The sequence below is a fragment of the Streptomyces sp. NBC_01283 genome (genome assembly GCF_041435335.1).
Taxonomy (GTDB): Bacteria; Actinomycetota; Actinomycetes; order Streptomycetales; family Streptomycetaceae; genus Streptomyces.
Window position 1 is genome coordinate 7,164,998 of the sequence record NZ_CP108430.1, and the last position, 22,752, is coordinate 7,187,749.

Here is a 22,752-nt window from a genome sequence, read left to right on the forward strand (position 1 = left end):
AGAGGGCCCTGCGGAGGCACGGAAGGCCTCTGACGGGCCATCAGTCCTTGATCTCCGGCGGTGAGATCCGCGACGTCCCGATCGCCGAGTCCTGGGTGCCCCACTTCTTCAGGATGCGGTCGTACGTCCCGTCCTCGATCAGCCGGTTCACCGCGGCCTGAAAGGCGGACGCCAGCTTCGTGCCCTTCTTGAAGGCGAAGCCGACGTCGAGCCGGTGGTACTCGCCGAGGAACTTCAGGCCCTCCTGGTGGGCGACCGCGTAGCGCAGGCCGTTGATCGTGGACATCACCGCATCGCTGCGGCCCTGCTGGAGCGAGCCCCAGATCGCGCCCTGCTCGGCGTACGTCTTCACGCTGTACGGCTTCTTGCCCGCGTCCTCGCACACGTGCTTGTTGTCCTCAAGGGTGACCTCGAAGGTGGTGCCCGCGCCGGTCGCCACGTTCAGACCACACAGCTGCTTGAAGTCGGTGACCTTCTTCAGCTCGCTGTCGTCGCGCACGGCGAAGCCCTGGCCGTCGTTGATGTAGGTGACGAAGTCGATGGTCTTGCGCCGTTCCTCGGTCACCCCGAAGTTTCCGGTGCCCAGGTCGTACTTCCCGCTGTCCAGGGCGGGCAGGATCGCCTCGAAGCTCGCGGCCTCGCGCTTCAGCTTCAGGCCGAGCGCCTTGGCGACGGCCTCCGCGAAGTCGGCGTCCTGGCCGACGATCGTTCTGCCGTCCTCCAGATAGGTGTTGCCGGGCGGGCTGCCGCCTACGGCCGTCGCGAGACTGAGGGTGCCCCGCTCGCGTACGTCCGCCGGCAGGAGTTTCGCTGCCGCCGCGTCCTTCTTGACCGCGGAGACCACATCCTGGGTGGGGATCTTGTCGCTCCTGCCCGCGGGCGCCGCGCCGCCCGTGGTGTCGGCGGAGCCTCCGGAGCCGCAGGCGGTGAGCGTGAGCGTGGCGGCGGTGATCAGGGCGAAGGCCGCCTGGACACGAGCCGTCTGGATACGAGCCGTCTGGCTACGACGGGAATGCGGGGACTTGCTCATGGCGTGACTATCTCCATCGGGCAGCAGGGCAGGGCGGAGCGGACGTACGAGGGAGGGGTGCCGCCGCTCAGAGCGGTGCGGCGGCGGAGTACGCGTGTGAAGGCGAGGTCAATGGCGCACGGACGCACGGGAGATGCGGCGCAGAGGAGACGCGGCGCACGGGAGATGCGAGGCCGAAGAGACCCGGAAGGGAAAAGGGCTCAGCGCGCAGGGGGTCGGCTCAGAGAGTCGTCGAACACGACGCCGACCACACTCGACCGAAGTCGATGTGGGAGCGCGTGACCAGCCACTGCTGCGGATGCATGGGGCAAGTGGAGCAGGCATCCGTTTCCCCGTCAACTGCCGTGAGACGTACCGCTCATATCCTGGACAGCCTTGACAGCGGGCCGAAAGCGCCCCGTACTCTCAGGGCGGATCGTGCTGAGGGGCTCGGTCCGTGTGAAGGCACCACCCGTGTGTGATCTCCCGCCGAGCGTTCCGCCAGGCGTTCCGCCGCGCGCCGGAGATCTCCCGTATCCACGGAGCCTTCGCCATGTCTTCGTCATCCGGCACGCTCGCCAAAGCCGCGACCGCCCCTCCCGGGACCCCGCCACCCGATGTCCCGCGCATCGTGCCGCAGCGCCGTGCCGGGCAGTGGGTGGCCGCCGCCGCGGTCCTCGTGCTCCTCGCGCTCGCCGTCAACTCCGTCGTCCGCAACGAAGCGTTCCAGTGGGACGTGGTCGGTGACTACTTCACCTCCGCCTCCGTGCTGCGCGGACTCTGGCTCACGCTCTGGCTGACCGCCGTCGTCATGGCGCTCGGCTTCGCGCTCGGCGCGGTGCTCGCCATGGGGCGGCTCTCGTCCAACCCCGTTCTCCGCGCGGTCAGTTGGGGCTATGTGTGGCTCTTCAGGTCGATGCCGATCCTGGTGCAGCTGCTGTTCTGGTTCAACATCGGGGCGCTGTACCCGTACCTCTTCGGCGTGAAGACGGTGAACCTCCTCGGGCCCATCACCATCGCCGTCATCGGGCTCACCCTGCACGAGGCCGCGTACGCCGCCGAGGTGGTGCGCGGCGGGATCCTCTCCGTCGACCGCGGGCAGATCGAGGCCGCGCAGGCGCTCGGGCTGAGCCGGTGGCGCAGATGGCGGCGGATCGTCCTTCCGCAGGCCATGCGCTCCATCGTGCCGCCGGCCGGGAACATGCTGATCGGCACGCTCAAGGGCACCTCGATCGTCAGCGTGATCGCCGTGCAGGACCTGCTGTACTCCGTGCAGCTCGTCTACCACCGCACCTACCAGGTCATCCCGCTGCTCCTGGTCGCCACCATCTGGTACGTGGTGATCACCTCACTCCTGAGCGTCGGCCAGTACTACGTGGAGCGGCACTACGCGCGCGGTTCGGAGCGCACCCGATGAGCGTGACGGAGCGCAGGCCGCCCGCGAGTGACATCGCGAAGGACGACTTCGGGGCGCTGAAGGTCGTCCCCGTACGCCACCCCTGGCGCTGGGCCGCCGTCCTCGCGACGGCCGTCCTCGTGGCCCAGTTCGCGCACGGCCTGGCCACCAACTCCGGCTGGGAATGGGAGGTGTTCGCCGAGTTCTTCACCGCCGACGTGATCCTCGAGGCGGTCTGGGTCACCCTCCAGCTCACCTTCTACGGCACGGTGCTCGGCTTCGCGCTCGGCATCGTGATCGCCTTCATGCGGCTCTCGGCGAGCCCGTTCCTGAGGGCGGTGGCCGTCGCCTACATCTGGGCCTTCCGGTCGATCCCGCTGATCGTGCAGCTGCTCTTCTGGTTCAACCTGGCCTATCTCTACAAGGAGCTGCGGTTCGGGATCCCGTTCGGGCCCGGCTTCTTCTCCTTCGACACGATGGGGCTCGTCGGCGCGATGAGCGCGGCGGTCCTCGGGCTCGCCCTGCACCAGGCCGCGTACGCCGCCGAGATCGTGCGCGCGGGCGTCCTGTCCGTCGACAGCGGCCAGCTGGAGGCGGCGGCGGCGCTCGGCATTCCCCGGCTGCGGCAGATCCGCCGCATCGTCCTGCCGCAGGCGATGCGCTCGATCCTGCCCAACGCGGCCAACGAGATCATCTCCCTCTTCAAGGGCACCTCGATCGTCTCCGTGATGGCGATCGGCGAGCTCTTCTACCAGGTGCAGGTCATCTACGGCCGCAACGGCCGCGTCGTGCCGCTCCTGATGGTCGCCACCGCCTGGTACGTCCTGCTCACCAGCGCCCTCTCCGTCCTCCAGCACTACGTCGAACGTCACTTCTCGAAGGGGGCATCGCGATGAGCGCGATGGTCGAACTCCGGTCCGTACACAAGTCCTTCGGGTCCCTGGAAGTCCTGCGGGGCCTCGATCTGGAGGTACGGAAGGGGGAAGTCACCGTCATCCTCGGTCCCTCCGGCTCCGGCAAGTCCACGCTCCTGCGCGCCATCAACCACCTGGAGAAGGTGGACAAGGGCTGGATCAGCGTCGACGGCGCACTCGTCGGCTACCGCCGCTCCGGCGACAAGCTGTACGAGCTGCGCGAACGCGAGGTGCTCAAGCAGCGCACCCGGATCGGCTTCGTCTTCCAGAACTTCAATCTCTTCCCGCATCTGACCGTCCTGGAGAACATCGTCGAGGCGCCCGTCTCGGCGCTGAAGCGCCCGCGCAAGGAAGCCGTCGCCGACGCCGGGACCCTGCTTGCCCGGGTCGGGCTCGCCGACAAGGCGGACGCCTACCCCAAGCAGCTCTCCGGCGGACAGCAGCAGCGCGTGGCCATCGCCCGCGCGCTCGCCCTGGAGCCGAAGCTGCTGCTCTTCGACGAGCCGACGTCCGCGCTCGACCCCGAACTGGTCGGTGAAGTCCTCGACGTCATCAAGGACTTGGCCGGCCAGGGCACCACGATGATCGTCGTCACCCACGAGATCGGCTTCGCGCGCGAGGTCGCCGACACGGTCGTCTTCATGGACGAGGGACTCATCGTCGAGCAGGGCGCCCCCGGTGACGTGCTCGACCGGCCGCGGCACGACCGCACCCGCGCTTTTCTCTCCAAGGTCCTCTAGCCCATCTTTTTTCGTTTTTCTCCCTCTTTCTCCCTCTTTCTCCCTCTTTCCCAGGTCATCCAGGAGCTCCCGCATGTTCTCCCGACGCACCCTCTCCGCATCCGTCGCCGCCCTGGCCCTCGCGCCCCTGCTGGGCGCCTGCGGCGGGGACAGCGACGCCGCGACCGGCGGCGGCGAGCCCGGCACCAAGAAGGTCGGCAACATCAACATCGGGCCCGACCAGAACCGCGTACGCGGGAAGAAGGTGGACGCCGTCGCGGACCTCGTGCCCGACGAGGTGCGCGAGCGCGGCACGCTGCGGCTCGGCGGCAGCGCCGACTCGGTCGCGCCCCTCGGCTTCTACGCCACCGACGACAAGACGCGGATCGGCTCCGAGGTCGACATCGCGAGCCTGGTCGCCGACACACTCGGCCTGAAACCCACGTTCCAGCAGGTCTCCTGGGAGAATCTCTTCGTCGGCCTGGACAGCGGGAAGTTCGACGGCGTCTTCTCGAACGTCACGGTGACCGAGGAGCGCAAGGAGAAGTACGACTTCGCGACCTACCGCCACGACAACATCGCCTTCGAGGCCCGCAAGGACGCCGACTGGACGGCGAAGAAGCCGGCGGACGTGGCGGGCAGGGCGATCGCGGTCTCCTCCGGCACCAACCAGGAGAAGATCCTCCTCGACTGGAGCGAGCAGAACGAGAAGGCCGGGCGCGAGCCGGTCGCCGTCAAGTACTTCCAGAAGGACTCCGACTACTACCTGGCCCTCCAGTCGGGCCGCATCGACGCCTACCTCGGCCCGAACCCGTCGGCCGCGTACCACGTCGCGTCATCTGGCCAGACGAAGATCATCGGGACGCTGTCGGGCGGCGGACCCGACATCCAGGGCGAGATCGCCGCCACCACGAAGAAGGACAGCGGGCTCGTCGACGCCTACGCCGCCGCGCTCAACCACGTGATCAAGGACGGCAGTTACGCCAAGGTACTCAAGCGCTGGGGCCTGACCGGCGAGGCCGTGCAGAAGTCGCAGGTCAACCCCAAGGGTCTGCCCAAGCCGTAGGCGCGGAATTCGAGGGCGCGACGCCGCGCTCACCTCTCGGGCCGAGCGTGCCCGTATGGAAGGGTTGATCACATGACGACGGACGCATCGACGGACGCATCGCGCGACTGGAAGCACTGGCACGAGCAGCGGACGGAGACGGTGTCGGCGCCCTACGGCCCGCTCTCCCTCACCGGCACCCACTGGCTCGCGGACTACCCGGACGGCTCGCTTCCGGACATCCCCGGGCGCTGGACCGAGGTGGGCGACGAGATCGTCCTGACCGCCGAGGCGGGCGACGGGCTCACCCTCGACGGGCAGCTCTTCGACGGAGAGGCCCGGCTCACCGCCGACCCCGGCCCGGTCGGCGCGGCCCGCGTCGGGCACGGCGACCGCCGCCTGGTCGTGCTGCGCCGCGAAGGGCTCTGGGCGGTACGCGACTTCGACCCGGGGTCCGCCGCGCGCCGTGCCTTCCGGGGCATCGAGGCCACCGGGTACGACGCGCGCTGGGCGGTACCCGGGCGTTTCATCCCGTATGCCGCCGAAACCACCACCGACGGGGTGCGCACCGTCCGGGTCGGCAACGCGGACGGGGTGGAGCGGGGGCTCGGCCTCAGCGGTGAGCTGGCGTTCACCTTGGCCGGAAAGGACCACACGCTCCAGGTGTCGGTGGAGGGCGACGGCTCGCTGTGGGCGGTGTTCGCCGACGCGACCAGCGGGGTGTCCAGCTACCGGTTCCGCTTCCTGCGGCCCGCCGCGCCGGACGCCGAGGGCCGTACGACGGTGGACCTCAACCGCGCGCTTCTTCCCCCGTGCGCCTTCGCCGACCACTTCATCTGCCCTTTCCCGCCGCCGGGCAACACCCTCGACGCCGAGATCGCCGCGGGGGAGCGGAACCTCATCGATCGCTGACGCGTCACAAGCAGAGCTTTTGGAGCAGCGTCCGGAAGCCGAGCCGAAGACCCGAGCCCCGGCGGCGTACGACAGGTACGACAGCCGCCGGGGCCGTTCGCCGTGTATCCGGCTGACGGCCGAAAGGCGCCCTTGTGCGCGGTGTCCCCGGCCCGAATACTCCCGAGCAGCGCTTGTCAGGAGCACGGCTTATCCGGAATCCGGCTTGCCTTTTGCTCATTGGCTGCGCCTCACGGGCCTTCAACCCACGCGGGCCCACTGACTTCCCCCCGGGAGGAACAACAAGTGAGGAACAAGCGCACCACCCCCCGCAGCGGCATAGCGAGACGTACTCGTCTGCTCGCCGTGGCCACCGGACTCGTGGCCGCCGGCGCGCTCGCCGTCCCCGCTGCGAACGCCAATGACGTCACCACCTTCAGCTCGGCGCAGCTCACCAAGGCGAGCGACGCGGTGCTCGACGCGGATGTGGCAGGCACCGCATGGAGCGTCGACAAGGCGACGAACCGTCTGGTCGTCACCGCCGACAGCACCGTCTCCAAGGCCGAGATCGCCAAGATCCGGGAGGCGGCGGGCAGCAACGCGGGCGCCCTCAAGGTCGAGCGCACTCCCGGCAAGTTCAACAAGCTGATCTCCGGCGGCGACGCGATCTACGCGTCCGGCTGGCGCTGCTCGCTCGGCTTCAACGTCCGCAGCGGCAGTACCTACTACTTCCTCACCGCCGGTCACTGCACCGACGGCGCGGGCACCTGGTGGTCCAACTCGGGCCACACCACCACGATTGGGAGCACGACAGGGTCCAGCTTCCCGACCAACGACTACGGCATCGTCAAGTACTCCGGTTCGGTCAGCCACCCCGGAACGGTCGGCAGCCAGGACATCACCAGTGCCGTCAACGCCACCCTGAACCAGACCGTCACCCGGCGCGGCTCCACCACCGGTACCCACAGCGGTAAGGTCACGGGCCTGAACGCGACCGTCAACTACGGCGGCGGTGACATCGTCTACGGCATGATCAAGACCACGGTCTGTGCCGAACCCGGCGACAGCGGCGGTCCGCTCTACGCGGGCACCAAGGCGATCGGCCTCACCTCGGGCGGCAGCGGCAACTGCTCCTCGGGCGGCACGACGTTCTTCCAGCCCGTCACCGAGGCGCTCAGCGCGTACGGCGTGAGCGTCTACTGATCCACGTACAGCTGATCCACGTACAGCCTGTTGGGTCAGTCTGCGGCCAGCAGCAGGAGCCCCCGTCCGACAGACCGGACGGGGGCTCTCTCCTGTCTCCCGTCTCCCTTTGTGCGCCCGACGGCGTTACCTTCGAAGTGCACGCCCAACACGCCCAATTCGGACCCTGGGGGCCGGCATGGTCGAGGAGCTGGTGGCGGCGGCGGTGACCGTCGGGTCTGTCGGAGCGCTCTACGCGATGGCCGCGGCGCGTGTGGTCAAACAGTACGAACGGGGCGTGGTGCTCCGGCTCGGACGGCTGCAGCGTTCGGTGCGCGGGCCCGGGCTCACGATGATCGTGCCGTTCGTGGACCGGCTCCGTAAGGTGAACATGCAGATCGTGACGATGCCGGTCCCGGCGCAGGACGGCATCACCCGGGACAACGTCACGGTGCGGGTGGACGCGGTCATCTACTTCAAGGTGATCGATGCCGCCGAGGCCGTCGTCCAGGTGGAGGACTACCGCTTCGCGGTGTCGCAGATGGCGCAGACCTCCTTGCGGTCGATCATCGGCAAGAGTGATCTGGATGATCTGCTCTCCAACCGCGAGAAGCTCAACCAGGGCCTGGAGCTGATGATCGACTCTCCCGCGGTCGGGTGGGGCGTGCAGATCGACCGGGTCGAGATCAAGGACGTGTCGCTCCCGGAGACCATGAAGCGGTCGATGGCCCGGCAGGCCGAGGCGGACCGTGAGCGGCGGGCCCGCGTGATCAACGCGGACGCAGAGCTGCAGGCCTCCAAGAAGCTGGCCGAGGCCGCGCACCAGATGTCGGAGGAGCCGGCCGCGCTCCAACTGAGGCTGCTGCAGACCGTGGTGGCCGTCGCCGCCGAGAAGAACTCGACCCTCGTGCTGCCTTTCCCCGTGGAGCTCCTGCGCTTCCTGGAGCGGGCCCAGCAGGCGCAGCAGCCGGCCGCCGCCGAGACCCCCGCCGCGAAGCCTCCCGCCGCGGCGCCTCCCGCAGCGGTGTCCGAGGCGCCCGCCGCCGTGACCGAAACTCCCGCCGTCGCGCTGCCGGACTTCGGGGTTCCGGGGCCGGAAGTGACCGCTCCGGGCGCGCCGGAAGCGTCGAGAACCGGACAGGACTAGTCCTTACCCGCTGCCGATCACCCGCTGGCACGGGGTGTTTGCAGCGGGAACCGACGTGGTGGGACGGGCGTCCGTGAAGACGCGGAGGGCGCACGGTGTTTGTCGCGTGCGCGTCCTGAAGTAGACCTTGTGTGCTACCGGGCGGCATCGGGATAGTGGGCCGCACCCTTTGGCATGGACGCGGCTTTCGCAGCGTGTGCGACTCCGTGCCGGTACGCCTTCCGGTCCCCAGGTCCCCACACCGAACGGGCCGACCCCCCACAGGAGGACGTGAGTTGAAGCACCGACGCATATCCAAGCGACGTGCCGCCGTGGCAGGTGCGGGCATCACCGCACTGATCGCCGCCGGAATCACCTTCCAGACTGCGAACGCGAGTGAGAGTGCCCCGACCCCCACGCCGGACACCCTCTCGATCGCGAAGGCCGGAAAGCTCGCCTCGTCCCTCGGAAAGGACCTCGGCCTCGACGCGGCCGGAACGTACTACGACGCCAAGGCCAAGAACCTCGTCGTGAACGTCCTCGACGAGAGTGCGGCCGACGCCATCGAGTCGGCGGGAGCCAAGGCGAGAATCGTCGAGAACTCCCTCGCCGAGCTGAAGGGTGCCCGGTCGACGCTCAGGGACAAGGCCTCCATCCCCGGCACCTCGTGGGCGGTCGACCCGGCCACCAACAAGGTCGTCGTCACGGCCGACCGCACGGTCAAGGGCGCCGAGCTCGACAAGCTCGGCGCGGTCGTCAAGGGGCTCGGCGGCAAGGCCGAACTCCAGCGCAGCAAGGGGGAGTTCAAGCCCTTCATCGCGGGTGGCGACGCCATCTGGGGTGGTGGCGGCCGCTGCTCGCTCGGCTTCAACGTGGTCAAGGACGGTGCGCCGCACTTCCTGACCGCGGGCCACTGCACCGAGTCGATCACCAGCTGGTCCGAGGAGCAGGGCGGACCGGTCATCGGTGAGAACGCGGGCTCCAGCTTCCCCGACAACGACTACGGCATCGTCAAGTACAGCGGCGACACCGCGCACCCGAGCGAGGTGGACCTCTACAACGGCTCGACGCAGGCCATCACCAAGGCGGGCGACGCGACCGTCGGCCAGAAGGTGCAGCGCAGTGGCTCGACGACGCAGGTGCACGACGGCACGGTCACCGGTCTCGACGCCACCGTGAACTACGGCAACGGCGACGTCGTCAACGGACTCATCCAGACCGACGTCTGCGCCGAGCCCGGTGACAGCGGCGGCTCGCTCTTCGCGGGCGACACCGCGCTCGGCCTGACCTCGGGCGGCAGCGGTGACTGCAGCGCCGGCGGGGAGACGTTCTTCCAGCCGGTTCCGGAAGCGCTGAGCGCCTTCGGCGCGGAAATCGGCTGAGGCCCAAGCGGCTGAGGCATTAGCCCCCGGCGGGGGCAGCAGGATGTGGGGCCGGTCCGCCACGGCGGGCCGGCCCCTTTCCTTGTTCTCTTGTGAAAGCTTTCACAAAGTGACCTTCGGCCTGCCCGGAGAGGTCTTTGGCGGCGCCTGACGCACGGCACGCGGGTGTGCAATTGAGGCATAAGCGAAAAGTCTCACCGAAGGAGCCCCGTCATGGAGGCCAAGGAGATGGTGGACGGACTGGTCGAAGGAGCGCTGACCGCGCTCGGCCGGTTCGCGTCGTACGACCAGGAGCAGGTCGACCACATCGTCAAGAAGGCCTCCCTCGCCGCACTGGGCCGGCACGGGGAACTGGCGAAGCTGGCCGTCGAGGAGACCGGCCGCGGGCTCTTCGAGGACAAGGCCGTCAAGAACCTCTTCGCCTGCGAGCACGTCGTCAACTCGATGCGCGGCCTGAAGACCGCGGGCGTCATCTCCCGCGACGAACTGAACGGCATCACCGAGATCGCCGAACCGGTCGGCGTCGTCTGCGCGATGACCCCGGTGACCAACCCGACGTCGACGACCCTCTTCAAGGCCCTCATCGCCCTGAAGACCCGCAACCCGATCATCTTCGCCTTCCACCCCAGCGCCCAGCGCTGCTCCGCCGAGGCCGCCCGCATCGTGCGCGACGCCGCGGTCGAGGCCGGCGCCCCCGCGGACTGCGTGCAGTGGATCGAGGAGCCCTCGATGGAGGCGACGGGGCTGCTCATGAACCACGCGGGCGTCTCCACCATCCTCGCCACCGGCGGCAACGCCATGGTCAAGTCCGCCTACTCCTGCGGCAAGCCCGCGCTCGGCGTCGGCGCGGGCAATGTACCCGCGTACGTCACGCGCAGCGGCAAACTGCGGCGCGCCGTGCACGACATCGTGCTCTCCAAGGCCTTCGACCACGGCATGATCTGCGCATCGGAGCAGGCCGTCATCCTCGACCAGGAGATCTACGACGAGGGGATCGCGGAGTTCGAGCGGCTCGGCGCGTACGTCGTCACGGCGGCCGAGAAGACCAAGCTGGAGGAGTTCGTCTTCGGGACGACCGCCTTCGGCGCCGACTGCTCGGGCGCGAAGCTGAACGCGTCCGTCGTCGGCAGGTCACCGCGGTGGATCGCCGAGCAGGCCGGATTCGAGGTCCCCGATGGCACCTCGGTCATCGTCGCCGAGTGCGCGGAGGTCGGCGAGGGCGAGCCGCTCACCCGCGAGAAGCTCTCCCCGATCCTGGCCGCCCTGAAGGCCGACTCCACCGAGCGGGGCCTCGAACTGGCCGCCCGGATGGTCGAGTTCAACGGCCTGGGCCACAGCGCCGCCATCCACACCGAGGACGAGGAGCTCGCCGAGGAGTTCGGCAGGCGCGTCAAGGCGGTCCGCGTCATCGTCAACGCACCCTCCACCTTCGGCGGCATCGGCGACGTCTACAACGCCTTCCTGCCTTCGCTCACCCTCGGCTGCGGCTCCTACGGACACAACTCGGTGTCCGACAACGTCTCCGCGGTCAACCTGATCAACGTCAAGCGGATCGGACGGCGGAACAACAACATGCAGTGGTTCAAGGTCCCGCCGAAGATCTACTTCGAGCGCAACTCCCTCCGCTACCTGGGCGAGATGGACGGCATCAAGCGGGTGTCGATCGTGACGGACAAGACGATGTCGGCGCTCGGCTTCGTACAGCGCGTGACCGACATCCTCGCCGCACGCCCCGGAGCCGTCACCGTCCAGGTCATCGACGACGTCGAGCCCAACCCGGAGCTCGCGACCGTGCGTGCCGGAGCCGCGCGCATGCGGGACTTCGAGCCGGACACGATCATCGGGCTCGGCGGCGGCTCGCCGATGGACGCGGCAAAGATCATGTGGCTGATGTACGAGCACCCGGAGATCGAGTTCGCGGACACCAAGGAGAAGTTCTTCGACATCCGCAAGCGGGCCTTCAAGTTCCCCGGCCTTGGCGAGAAGGCGCAGATGGTGGCCATCCCGACCACCTCGGGCACGGGCTCCGAGGTCACCCCGTTCGCCGTCATCTCCGACCCGAAGGCCGCGCAGAAGTACCCCCTGGCCGACTACGCGCTCACCCCGAACGTCGCGATCGTCGACCCGGTCCTGCCCATGAAGCTCCCCGCGGCGGTCACCGCCGACTCCGGCTTCGACGCGCTGACCCACGCCACCGAGGCGTACGTCTCGGTGTACGCGAACGACTACACCGACGGGCTCTGCCTCCAGGCGATCAAGCTCATCTTCGAGAACCTGGAGCGGTGCGTCGTGAACGGGGCCGTCGACCCCGAGGCGCGCGAGAAGATGCACAACGCCTCGACCGTGGCGGGCATGGCCTTCGCCAACGCCTTCCTGGGCCTGGTGCACGCGATGGCCCACACCCTCGGCAACACCTTCCACGTCTCCCACGGCCGCACCAACGCGCTGCTCCTGCCGCACGTCATCCGGCACAACGGCACCGTGTCCGGCAAGGCGACCCCGTGGCCGAAGGCCGAGGTCTACCGGGCCCCGGAGCGGTTCCAGGAGATCGCCCGGATGCTGGGGCTTCCGGCGGCTTCCCCTGAGCAGGGGGTCGAGTCCTACGCCCGTGCCGTCGAGGAGCTGCGGGCCAAGTGTGGTCTTCCCTCGTCCTTCGCGGAGGAGGGGGTCGATGAGGCGGCCTTCATCGAGGCGTTGCCGGAGCAGGCGATGAATGCGTACGCCGATCAGTGCGCGCCGGCCAACCCCCGGATGCCGATGCTCTCCGAGATGGAGGGGCTGATGCGGCAGGCGTACTACGGGGTCGAGCCCCGAAGGGGCGCGGGGAACGGCGCGACCAGTCACTGACGACCCGCAGGTTCGAACTCAGCGCTTCGGCCAGTACCAGAGCGGCTCGTCCAGAAGACTCTCCCGGCCCGCCACCGCAGTCTGCCCCGACTCCTTGAACAGCTCTATGGAGTTCACGTCGACCCGGTGGCGCACCGCTCTCTTGGCCACGGCTTCGGCAAGAGGGCGGGCATGGGTCACCAGGACCACCTGTGTGTCCTTCGTCGCCGTGAGGATCAGGTCCGCGAGGGGACGCAGGAGGTCCGGGTGCAGGCTCGTCTCCGGTTCGTTCAGGACCAGGAGCGAGGGCGGCCGGGGCGTGAGCAGTGCCGCGGTCCACAGGAGATAGCGCAGGGTGCCGTCGGACAGCTCGGCCGCTCCGAGGGGGCGGGTCAACCCGCGCTGGTGCAGCTGGAGTTCGAAGCGCCCTCCGCTGTCGACGGTCCGCACCCGGCTGCCGGGGAAGGCGTCGTCCACCGCGGCGTCAAGGGCCGCCGGGTCGCCGATCTCGCGGATGGTCTGGAGCGCCGCGGCCAGGTCGGCGCCGTCATGGCCGAGGACCGGGGTGCGGGTGCCGATCCGTGCGGCTCGCGCGGGGGCTTCGGCGTCCGTGCGGACGTGGTCGTAGAACCGCCAGGAGCGGATCAGTTCGCGCAGCCGCAGCAGGTCGGGCGCGAGCTGGGGGTCCGCGAGCTCGCTCAGCATGCTGTCGTACGGACGGATGCCCTGGGAGCGGTGCCAGCCGCCGTCGGCCGTACGGGTGCGCACGGCAGGACCCGAGCGGTCGGAGAGCAGCGCGGCGGGGCGCAGGACGGGCCCGGCCCAGGTGCACTCGCGCTTGATCTCCGGGTCGAGGTTGAAGAGGGAGGGTGCCGCGCCCGTGCCCGAGGTCGGGACGGGGTACCCGAAGTCGACCGCGTACCCGAACTCGTCGCCCGCGAAGCCGAGGCGCAGGCCGGCCGCCTCCGCCTTCTTCTCGCCCGCCCACATCGCCGAGGGGAGTCCGCCCTCGCGGGCCAGGGCCGAGACCGCACCGCCCCGCGCGGAGTCGGCGAGCAGCCGCAGCGCGCGGTACAGGCTCGACTTGCCGGTGCCGTTCCCGCCCGTCACGACGTTCAGCCGGTCCAGCGGGACGATCAGTTTGCGCAGGGAGCGGTAGTTCTCGACCGCCAGGGTGCTGATCATTGCTCCAGCCTCGCACCAGGGTCCGACAACGGCGCCCGGCCCCGGCCCGGACCGCTCAGTCCTCCGGGCCCGAACGGTGCGGGAAGTTCACGCGGCGGTGCTGCCCGAGCCGGGGGTGGGGCCGGCGCCGGGGACGGAACCGGTCGGCTCCGGCTTCTTCTCGCCCGGCTGGCGGTCCCCGCGCAGCGCGGACATGACCAGGGTGACGACGGTGCCGAGGACCGCCCAGGCGGCGAGCACCAGCATCGGTCCGGTGATCGCGTTGCCCTTGAAGTACGCGATCGAGCGGGCCACCCAGGTGCCCGCGCCCGGCGGCAGCCAGGGCCCGATCTCCTTCCAGAACGGCGGCAGCATCGGCAGCGGGAAGGCGCCGCCCGCGCTCGGGTTGCCCGCGATCACCACGAGCAGCACGGCGAGGCCGATGCCCACGATGCCGGTGAGCGACTGCAGGGCGAGCGTGATCATGCCGACCGAGAAGACGACGAGCGAGCCGAGGCCCCACAGGCCCATGATGCTGCCGGGCAGGGCGCCGAGGACCGGCCCGATGATGAGGGCGCCGCCGATGCCGCCCGCGATCGAGTAGAGCGCCATGACGCCGGTCCTGATCAGTGCGCGCTGCCGGTTGGTGGCCCGGGAGCCCGCGCTGATCGCCAGGATCGAGGCGCACAGGTAGCCGCCGACGCACCAGCCGACGACCAGGTAGAAGGACGAGAGCCCGTCGAAGTCCTTGGTGGACGCCGGAGCCACGTCCACGGTCTTGACCGTCCGCTTCTCGGCCGCGTCGACCTGGGTGGCGATCTTCTCCAGTGCGGTGGCGAGCACGGTGCCGCCGCCCGAGCCGGCCAGGAGGGTGTCGGTGGTGCCCCGGGGGTCGACGATCAGGGCGCCGTCGATGTCGCGGTTCAAGATCTGGTGCCGGGCCGCGGCCTCGTCCTTGAGTACGCGGGGGTCGAGCGGATCACCGGGGAGTTTCCCGAGCTTGTCCGATGTCTCCTTGGCCGCGGGTCCCGGAGCGACGACCCCGAAGGGCACGTCCTTCGGCTTCGGGTCGTGCAGGGCCCCTACGTAGGAGGCGATGAACAGTAGCTGCAGGACCAGCACACCGATGACCAGCAGGGCTGCTCGCGGGGTGACGGCGCTCTTCAACTCATCGGTGAAACTCATGCCCCCACGCTCCGTGTCCCCTGTCGTTCCCGCAGGCGGGCGGGTCCGAATGGGCGAAGCGGGTGCGGGCCGGGTGGGGTGCCGCACGCCGGTGTCGTACGTACGTTCGAAACTTGGTCTATGGTGGAGGCGGGGGATGTGAGAACGGATCGATTCAGGGTTTCAGGAGGTGCGTGTGCCCGGGTTCACGCATCTGCACACCGTCTCCGGGTTCTCCCCGCGGTACGGGGCCTCGCACCCGGAGCGACTTGCCGAGCGCGCCGCCGAGCGGGGCATGGACGCCCTCGCGCTCACCGACCGGGACACCCTCGCGGGGGCCGTCCGGTTCGCCAAGGCCTGCGCGAAGGCGGGAGTGCGGCCGCTGTTCGGGGCCGAGCTCGCGGTGGGGGAGCCGGCTCCGCCGCAGGGTGCCAGGCGGCGGACCCCCGTGCGCGGAGGAGCCTTCATCGACGAATCGACCCCGCGCGTGACCTTCCTCGCCCGCGACGGAGCCACGGGCTGGGCCGCGCTGTGCCGCCTGATCACCGCCGCGCACCGGAGCGGCGAGGGGCAGCCCGTCCTTCCGTGGGAGGAGAACCACGGCGAGGGCATGACCGTGCTGCTCGGCCCCGCGTCCGACGTGGGGCGCGCGCTCGCCGCCGGGCGCCCCGACCGGGCCGCCCGCCTCATCGCCCCCTGGCGCGAGCGTTACGGGGACGCGTTGCGCCTGGAGTCCGTGTGGCACGGCCGCGAAGGCACCGGCCCCGGCTCGCTCCGCCTCGCCGCCCGCACCGTCGGCTTCGCCGCCGAGCAGGGGGTCCGCCCCGTCCTGAGCAACGCCGTCCGCTACGCCGACCCGGGCATGGGCCCGGTCGCCGACGTGCTCGACGCCGCACGCCGCCTCGTTCCCGTCGACCCGACCAAGGAACTCGACAGCGGGGAACGGTGGTTGAAGGGCGCCGACGCCATGCTGGGCAACGCCGAGCGGATCGTGGAGGCGGCCGGTTTCCGCCGCGACACCGCCCACCGCCTCGTCGAACAGACCCGGACTGCCGCCGCCGAGTGTCTCGTCGACCCCGAGGACGACATCGGCATCGGTTCCGTGCGCTTCCCCGAACCGCACCTCGTCGGCGCGGGCCGCCGCAGCGCCCAGCGCGTGCTCGCCTCGCGGGCGGCGGCGGGGATGGTCCTTCGGGGATACGACATGCGCCGCGGGCATCGCGAGTACTGGGAGCGGATGCACCACGAGCTGGACATCATCGCCTACCACGGCTTCGCCTCCTATTTCCTCACCGTGGCCCAAGTGGTCGACGACGTGCGTGACTTGGGCATCCGGGTCGCGGCGCGCGGCTCCGGTGCCGGGTCCCTGGTCAACCACCTCATCGGCATCGCGCACGCCGACCCCGTCGAGCACGGCCTGCTCATGGAACGGTTCCTGTCCACGCGCCGGTCCGTCCTGCCCGACATCGACATCGACGTCGAGTCGGCCCGCCGCCTGGAGGTCTACCGCGCGATCATCGGCCGCTTCGGCACCGAGCGGGTCGCGACCGTCGCCATGCCCGAGACCTACCGGGTCCGCCACGCCATCCGCGACGTGGGCGCCGCCCTCTCCATGGACCCGGCCGAGATCGACAGGATCGCCAAGGCCTTCCCGCACATCCGCGCGCGCGACGCGCGCTCGGCGATGGAGGAGCTGCCCGAACTGCGCGCGGTGGCGGGGGAGGCGGAGAACCACGGCCGTCTGTGGGAGCTGGTCGAGGCCCTGGACGCGCTGCCGCGCGGGGTCGCCATGCACCCGTGCGGTGTGCTGCTCTCCGACGCCTCGCTGCTCGCGCGTACGCCCGTCGTGCCCACCAGCGGTGAGAGCCTGCCCATGTCCCAGTTCGACAAGGAGGACGTGGAGGACCTCGGGCTGCTCAAGCTCGACGTGCTCGGGGTGCGGATGCAGTCGGCGATGGCGCACGCGGTGGAGGAGGTCGAGCGGGCCACGGGTGAGCGGGTGGACGTGGACGCGGTGCCGCCGGGGGACCCGGCGACGTATCAGCTCATCAAGTCCACCGAGACGCTGGGCTGCTTCCAGATCGAGTCGCCGGGCCAGCGGGACCTGGTCGGGCGGCTGCAGCCCGCCACCTTCCACGACCTGGTCGTTGACATCTCGCTCTTCCGGCCGGGACCGGTCGCCGCCGACATGGTGCGGCCCTTCATCGAGGCCCGGCACGGCCGCGCGCCCATCCGCTATCCGCACCCGGACCTGGCGCGCCCGCTCAAGGAGACGTACGGCGTCGTCGTCTTCCACGAGCAGATCATCGAGATCGTGGACATCATGACCGGCTGCGGTCGCGACGAGGCGGACCGGGTGCGGCGCGGGCTCTCCGACCCCGATTCGCAGGGGCGGATCCGGTTCTGGTTCGCGCAGCAGGCGGCGGCGAAGGGGTACGACGCCGAGACGATCGGCCGGACCTGGGAGATCATCGAGGCCTTCGGCTCGTACGGCTTCTGCAAGGCGCACGCGGTGGCCTTCGCCGTGCCGACGTACCAGTCGGCGTGGCTGAAGGCCCATCACCCGGCAGCCTTCTACGCCGGGTTGCTCACTCATGACCCCGGGATGTACCCGAAGCGGCTGCTGCTCGCGGACGCCCGGCGGCGGGGGGTGCCGATCCTTCCCCTGGACGTGAACAGGTCCGCGGTCGCTCACCGTATCGAACTGGTGTCCGGTTCTGGCTCGGCTCCGGACCGCTGGGGCCTGCGTCTCGCGCTCCGTGACGTCCACGGCATCAGTGATGCCGAAGCCGCGCGGATCGCCGACGCGCAGCCCTACGCCTCACTCCTGGACTTCTGGGAGCGGGCCAGGCCCAGCAAACCGGTCGCCCAGCGGCTCGCGCAGGTCGGCGCGCTCGACGCGTTCGGCGCCAACCGCCGCGATCTGCAGCTGCACCTTGCGGAGCTCAGGCGGGGCTCGCGGGGCTCCTCCGGGGCCCAACTCCCGCTGTCCGGCGGGCGGAAGACGGCACCCGCCGGGCTGCCCGACCTGGACGACGCGGAACGGCTCAGCGCCGAACTCGGCGTCCTCGGCATGGACTCCTCGCGCCATCTCATGGGCGACCACGCGGAGTTCCTCCGGGAGCTCGGCGTGCTGACGGCGCGCCGCCTGAGGGAGGCCGAACACGGGGCGACCGTCCTTGTCGCGGGCGCCAAGGCGGCCACCCAGACCCCGCCGATCCGCTCCGGGAAACGGGTCATCTTCACCACCCTGGACGACGGCACGGGCCTGGTCGACCTGGCCTTCTTCGACGACGCCCACGAACGGTGCGCGCACACCGTCTTCCACTCCTGGCTGCTCCTGGTCCGCGGAGTGGTGCAGCGGCGCGGGCCGCGCAGCCTCAGCGTGGTCGGCGCTGCGGCGTGGAACCTGGCGGAACTGGTGGAGCTGCGGCAGGAGGGCGGGCTCGAAGCGGTGGGGGCGCGTCTCGCCGAGCCGGGGCCGGAGTCGGGGCCGGAGTCGGGGCCGGAGGGGGAGTCCGACGGAACCCCGGCGGGCGCCGGCCGCCGCATCCGGATGTCCACGGGGTACGAGATGCACCCCTGGGCCGACCTCCAGCCGCCCGGCGAACGGGCGGCGACAGGACGGAAGTTGTGGCACCAGAGCCCCGGGAGCGCGGGATGAGCACCCTCTGCGTACGGTTCCTCCTGCCGCCCATGTACGAGGCGGCCGTGCCCCGACTGCTCACGCTGCTCGGCGAGTTCAGCCCCGTGGTCGAGGCGCTGCCGCCCGACGCCGCACTCGTCGACGTGCGGGGAGCGATGCGCTACTTCGGGCGGGACGCCGTCGAGCTCGCCTCGGTGATCCGGGTGCGCGCGCTCGCCCTGTACGGCGTGGACTGCGTGATCGGCGCCGGACCCGGGCCGATGCTGGCGCGGATGGCCGCACGGGAGGCCGCGCCCGGGGTGACCCGGGCCGTGGGCGGGGATCCCGGCGCCGTCGCGGAGTTCCTCGGGTCGAAGCCGGTCGCCGAACTGCCCGGGGTCGGCCGCGCCACCGCCCGCACCCTGTGCTCGTACGGGCTCGACTCCGTCGGCAAGGTGGCCGCCGCGCCGCTGTCCACGCTGCAGCGCCTCGTCGGTGCCCGCGCGGGTCGCGAACTGCGGGAGAAGGCGCACGGTGTCGACCGCGCACGCGTCGTGCCGAACGCCGCCGCACGCTCCCTCGCATCTGAACGCCCCTTCTCCCGCGACGAGTTGGACTCCACTCGGCACCGCAGGGCGCTGCTCTCGCTCACCGAGGAACTCGGCGCGCGGATGCGCGTCGAGGGCCAGGTGTGCCGCTCCCTGACCCTCACCGTGCGGTACGCGGACCGCTCCACGACGACCCGCACCCGTACGCTCCCCGAGCCGACCGCGCACTCCTCCGCGCTGACCGCCACCGCGTACCGCATGTACGAGGCGCTCGGCCTCCAGCGGGCCAGGGTGCGCGGCATCTCTCTGCGCGCCGAAGGGCTCGGGGACGCCGAACAGGCCTCCCACCAGCTGATGTTCGACCCGGTGGACGACAGGGCCCGCCGGATCGAGGAGGTCGCCGACCGGGCGCGGGCCAAGTTCGGGCCCGGCGCGATCGTGCCGGGGACGCTGGCTGCGTAGTACCGCGCCCCGGGGTCACAGGTCCCGGCGGGCACGGTGTCGCGGTCCGGGGGTGCCCGGCACCGGGCCGTCGGCCACACCCGCGACGGCTCCAACGGCCCATGGGCGTACGCCCACAGGCCAATACCCCCGGGAGGGAGGGCCGCATACGATCGGCGCATGGACATAAAGCCAGGTCAGCCGCTGCCCGAGCAGGGCCGGAGTGGGGACGGGCGCGCGGTGGTCGGGAGCGCGGGCGGGAGTCGTGGCCGGAGCGGGAGCCGCGGCAGGCTCGCCGCCGGGCGTGTGCGGCCGGCCGTGCGCGCGGGCCTGGCCTGGAGCGGGGCCGTCGTCTTCCCGGCCGTCACGTACGTCACGTTCTCCGACGGGCGGCAGGGCTTCGACCTCCTGATGGTCCTCGCGTCGATCGCGCTCGCGGCCGTGGTCGCCTCGCTGCTGCGGCGCAGACCGCTGCCCGCCCTGACCTTCCTGCTCCTGGGCGGGGTCACGGCCACGATGGAGATGCGGACGACGGAGGTCGGCTATCTGCAGGTCCTGGCCGGGGTCTGCGTCGTCGGCTATCTCGCGGCGACCCGCCCGCGCCGCACGTCGGTCATCGCCGCCCTCATGGCGTTCACGGCGCAGATGGGCTCCCTCTTCGGCTTCCCGCCCGACCAGGGCTGCCCTCCAGGCCCGTACGCGCCGCATGGCTGCGCACCCTCCGCATGGGTCAACAGCAGTGACCAGAGCGCCCTGCTCTTCACCGTCCTCCTCATCGCCGCCTGGACGGCGGGCAATTCGGTCCGCGAGCGCCGCGCGCACGCCGAAGCCCTGCGCTCCCAGGCCACGGCCCGCGCCATCACCGCCGAACGGCTGCGTATCGCACGGGAGTTGCACGACATGATCGCGCACAGCATCGGCGTCATAGCCATCCAGGCGGGCGTGGGCAGCCGGGTCATCGACACCCAGCCCGCCGAGGCCCGCAACGCGCTCAGCACCATCGAGGCCACCAGCAGGGAGACCCTCGCGGGGCTCCGCCGGACGCTGGTGGCGCTGCGCAGGCCGGAGTCGGAGCCGGGGGCGGCCGATGACGGTCCGGTTCCCGCCCGCGCCGCGTCCGCGCCGACCCGTGAACCCGCCCCGGGGCTCGCCGATGTGGACCGGCTCGCCGTGTCGGCATGCGACGCCGGGGTCCGCGCGGAGATCCGCCGGGTGGGGGACGGCGGGCAGCAGTTGCCGCCCGACATCGACCTGGCCGCGTTCCGCATCCTGCAGGAGGCCCTCACCAATGTCGTACGGCACGCGGGGACGGACACCTGCCGGGTGACCGTAGGGCGGCGGGACGGCGAGCTGTCCCTGGAGGTCGAGGACGACGGCCGGGGCGGGCTGCCCGCGGGCACGGGCTTCGGGCTGGTCGGCATGCGGGAGCGAGTGGCCCTGCTGCACGGCCGGTTCACCGCGGGGCCGCGCCCCGAGGGCGGCTTCCGGGTGTCGGCGGTGCTGCCGCTGCCCGCGCTGGAGACCTCCGTGGCAGCAGGGGAGGAGACCCGATGACCAGCGCCTCGGACAGCTCCAGCAGCTCCGGCGCCTCCGTCCGCGTGGTCCTCGCCGATGACCAGCCTCTCGTCCGCGCGGGCCTGCGCGTCCTGATGGCCGACACCCCTGACATCGAGGTCGTGGGGGAGGCGGGGACGGGCGCCGACGCTGTCCGACTGGCCCTCGACGTGCGCCCCGACGTCGTCGTGATGGACATCCGCATGCCCGGCATGGACGGCATCGAGGCCACCCGGCGGATCACGGCCGAGACCGACGCGACGCGCGTTCTCGTCCTCACGACCTTCGATGACGACGACTACGTATACGGCGCGCTGCGCGCGGGCGCCAGCGGATTCCTCGTCAAGGACATGGCCCTGGAGGACATCCTCGCGGCGATCCACGTGGTGGCCACCGGTGACGGGCTGATCGCGCCGAGCGTCACCCGGCGCCTGATCGAGCAGTTCGCGGCGCGGCCGGAACCCGAGCCCGCGCCGCCGGTGCGCTGGACGGTCGACGGCATCACCGACCGCGAGTGCGAGGTGCTCACGCTGGTCGGCCGCGGGCTTTCCAACGCCGAGATCGCGGCCGAACTCGTCATCGCCGTGGCCACGGTCAAGGCACATGTGGCGCGGCTCTTCACCAAGCTGGATTCCCGTGACCGGGTCCAACTGGTCATCATCGCGTACGAGTTGGGGCTGGTCGCACCGCCGAGGAGGTGACCCGGCGGGGCGACGACCAGGTGGGACCGGGCGCGGTGGGCCGCGCGATCGTGCCAGTGGTCACTGGAAGTTTTACCGACGCGTAACTTCACACTTTCACTACCGGCTCGTAATTTGTCGTGTGCACGGCATCCTCGTGATCCGGATCACAGGGCTCACCCATCGCAACTCCCTTGAGCCGCAAGGAGATCACACGATGCTGCCCTGGAGACGAGCGCTCAGAGCGCTTGCCGCCGCCCTCCTCATGACGGGCGTGCTCACCCTCACCCCTGCCGCCACGGCGTCCGCGGCCCCCGCCGCCGCAGCCGCCACGTCGAGCGGCTGGAACGACTACGGCTGCAAGCCGTCCGCCGCCCACCCCCGCCCCGTGGTGCTCGTCCACGGCACCTTCGGCAACTCCATCGACAACTGGCTCGTCCTTGCGCCGTACCTGGTGAGGCGCGGCTACTGCGTCTACTCCCTCGACTACGGCCAGCTGCCCGGAGTGCCCCTCTTCAACGGGCTCGGCCCGATCGACAAGTCGGCCGAGCAGCTCGACGGCTTCGTCGACAAGGTGCTCGCCTCGACCGGTGCCGCGAAGGCGGACCTCGTGGGCCACTCGCAGGGCGGCATGATGCCCCGCTACTACCTGAAGTTCCTCGGCGGTGCGGCGAAGGTGAACGCCCTGGTCGGCCTCGCCCCGGACAACCACGGCACCACGCTGCTCGGCTTGACCAGGCTGCTGCCCTACTTCCCCGGCATCGAGGACCTGCTCACCACCAACACCCCGGGCCTCGCCGACCAGATGGCGGGATCGCCGTTCCTGACCAAGCTCAACGCGGGCGGCGACACCGTCCCCGGCGTGCGCTACACCGTCATCGCCACCAAGTACGACGAGGTGGTCACCCCGTACCGCACGCAATTCCTGACCGGCCCCGGCGTGCGCAACGTGACCCTCCAGGACCTGTGCTCCGTCGACCTCTCCGAACACGTGGCGATCGGGATCCTCGACCGCGTCGCGCACCATGAGGTCGCCAACGCGCTGGACCCGGCGCACGCGACCCCGAGCACGTGCCTGTCCTGACC

General features: G+C 70.6%; 17 protein-coding genes. 14 read left to right on the forward strand and 3 right to left on the reverse strand.

The annotated features are described in order from the left end of the window. Positions 1-40: 40 nt before the first annotated feature. Positions 41-1,030 carry a transporter substrate-binding domain-containing protein gene (locus OG302_RS32480; RefSeq protein ID WP_371530015.1) on the reverse strand — a complete coding sequence of 330 codons (990 nt, stop codon included), beginning with the start codon at positions 1,028-1,030 and terminating at the stop codon, positions 41-43. 532 nt (positions 1,031-1,562) lie between these two features. Between OG302_RS32480 and OG302_RS32485 the strand changes: the two genes are divergently transcribed. The 9 genes from OG302_RS32485 to adhE all read left to right on the forward strand — a co-directional run bounded on the left by OG302_RS32485 (position 1,563) and on the right by adhE (position 12,511). Next, positions 1,563-2,426: an amino acid ABC transporter permease gene (locus tag OG302_RS32485; protein WP_371530016.1), complete on the forward strand. Its 864-nt coding sequence runs from the start codon at positions 1,563-1,565 to the stop codon at positions 2,424-2,426. Then, positions 2,423-3,301, forward strand: a complete 879-nt coding sequence (locus OG302_RS32490; RefSeq protein ID WP_371530017.1) for an amino acid ABC transporter permease — start codon at positions 2,423-2,425, stop codon at positions 3,299-3,301. The genes OG302_RS32485 and OG302_RS32490 overlap by 4 nt, the downstream gene beginning before the upstream one ends. After that, the gene (locus OG302_RS32495) at positions 3,298-4,059 is read left to right on the forward strand and encodes an amino acid ABC transporter ATP-binding protein (protein WP_371530018.1); all 762 of its coding nucleotides are present in this window, start codon (positions 3,298-3,300) and stop codon (positions 4,057-4,059) included. Before OG302_RS32490 ends, OG302_RS32495 begins: the two co-directional genes overlap by 4 nt. A 73-nt stretch (positions 4,060-4,132) precedes the next feature. Next, the gene (locus OG302_RS32500; RefSeq protein ID WP_371530019.1) at positions 4,133-5,104 is read left to right on the forward strand and encodes an ABC transporter substrate-binding protein; all 972 of its coding nucleotides are present in this window, start codon (positions 4,133-4,135) and stop codon (positions 5,102-5,104) included. 72 nt (positions 5,105-5,176) lie between these two features. Then, on the forward strand, positions 5,177-5,995 hold the full coding sequence (locus OG302_RS32505) for a DUF1684 domain-containing protein (protein ID WP_371530020.1): 819 nt from the start codon (positions 5,177-5,179) through the stop codon (positions 5,993-5,995). 285 nt (positions 5,996-6,280) lie between these two features. Further along, positions 6,281-7,177, forward strand: a complete 897-nt coding sequence (locus OG302_RS32510; protein WP_371530021.1) for a S1 family peptidase — start codon at positions 6,281-6,283, stop codon at positions 7,175-7,177. 178 nt (positions 7,178-7,355) lie between these two features. Beyond that, entirely contained in the window at positions 7,356-8,303 is a 948-nt protein-coding gene (locus OG302_RS32515; RefSeq protein ID WP_371530022.1) for a slipin family protein, read from the forward strand. A gap of 275 nt (positions 8,304-8,578) precedes the next feature. Beyond that, a complete protein-coding gene (locus OG302_RS32520) occupies positions 8,579-9,664 on the forward strand; it encodes a S1 family peptidase (protein ID WP_371530023.1) in 1,086 nt (361 codons plus the stop codon). A 213-nt stretch (positions 9,665-9,877) separates the two neighbouring features. After that, a complete protein-coding gene (gene adhE / locus OG302_RS32525; RefSeq protein ID WP_371530024.1) occupies positions 9,878-12,511 on the forward strand; it encodes a bifunctional acetaldehyde-CoA/alcohol dehydrogenase in 2,634 nt (877 codons plus the stop codon). Positions 12,512-12,529: 18 nt separating this feature from the next. Here adhE and OG302_RS32530 read toward each other — a convergent pair whose 3' ends face one another. Then, a complete protein-coding gene (locus OG302_RS32530) occupies positions 12,530-13,675 on the reverse strand; it encodes an AAA family ATPase (protein ID WP_371530025.1) in 1,146 nt (381 codons plus the stop codon). Positions 13,676-13,762: 87 nt separating this feature from the next. After that, positions 13,763-14,839 carry a DUF3533 domain-containing protein gene (locus tag OG302_RS32535; protein WP_371530026.1) on the reverse strand — a complete coding sequence of 359 codons (1,077 nt, stop codon included), beginning with the start codon at positions 14,837-14,839 and terminating at the stop codon, positions 13,763-13,765. 175 nt (positions 14,840-15,014) lie between these two features. On the opposite strand from OG302_RS32535, the gene OG302_RS32540 reads away from it, so the two are divergent. The 5 genes from OG302_RS32540 (at position 15,015) to OG302_RS32560 (ending at position 22,750) form a co-directional block, all read left to right on the forward strand. Then, positions 15,015-18,482 (forward strand): DNA polymerase III subunit alpha, encoded by a 3,468-nt coding sequence (locus tag OG302_RS32540; RefSeq protein WP_371530027.1) that lies wholly within the window; start codon positions 15,015-15,017, stop codon positions 18,480-18,482. Further along, positions 18,479-19,453 carry a hypothetical protein gene (locus OG302_RS32545; RefSeq protein ID WP_371530028.1) on the forward strand — a complete coding sequence of 325 codons (975 nt, stop codon included), beginning with the start codon at positions 18,479-18,481 and terminating at the stop codon, positions 19,451-19,453. The genes OG302_RS32540 and OG302_RS32545 overlap by 4 nt, the downstream gene beginning before the upstream one ends. Positions 19,454-19,612: 159 nt before the next feature. Continuing rightward, positions 19,613-20,986, forward strand: coding sequence for a sensor histidine kinase (locus tag OG302_RS32550; RefSeq protein WP_371530029.1), 1,374 nt, complete (start codon positions 19,613-19,615; stop codon positions 20,984-20,986). Continuing rightward, positions 20,983-21,687, forward strand: a complete 705-nt coding sequence (locus OG302_RS32555) for a response regulator (protein WP_371530030.1) — start codon at positions 20,983-20,985, stop codon at positions 21,685-21,687. Before OG302_RS32550 ends, OG302_RS32555 begins: the two co-directional genes overlap by 4 nt. 196 nt (positions 21,688-21,883) lie before the next feature. Continuing rightward, positions 21,884-22,750 carry an esterase/lipase family protein gene (locus tag OG302_RS32560; protein WP_371530031.1) on the forward strand — a complete coding sequence of 289 codons (867 nt, stop codon included), beginning with the start codon at positions 21,884-21,886 and terminating at the stop codon, positions 22,748-22,750. The last annotated feature ends 2 nt before the right edge of the window (positions 22,751-22,752 follow it).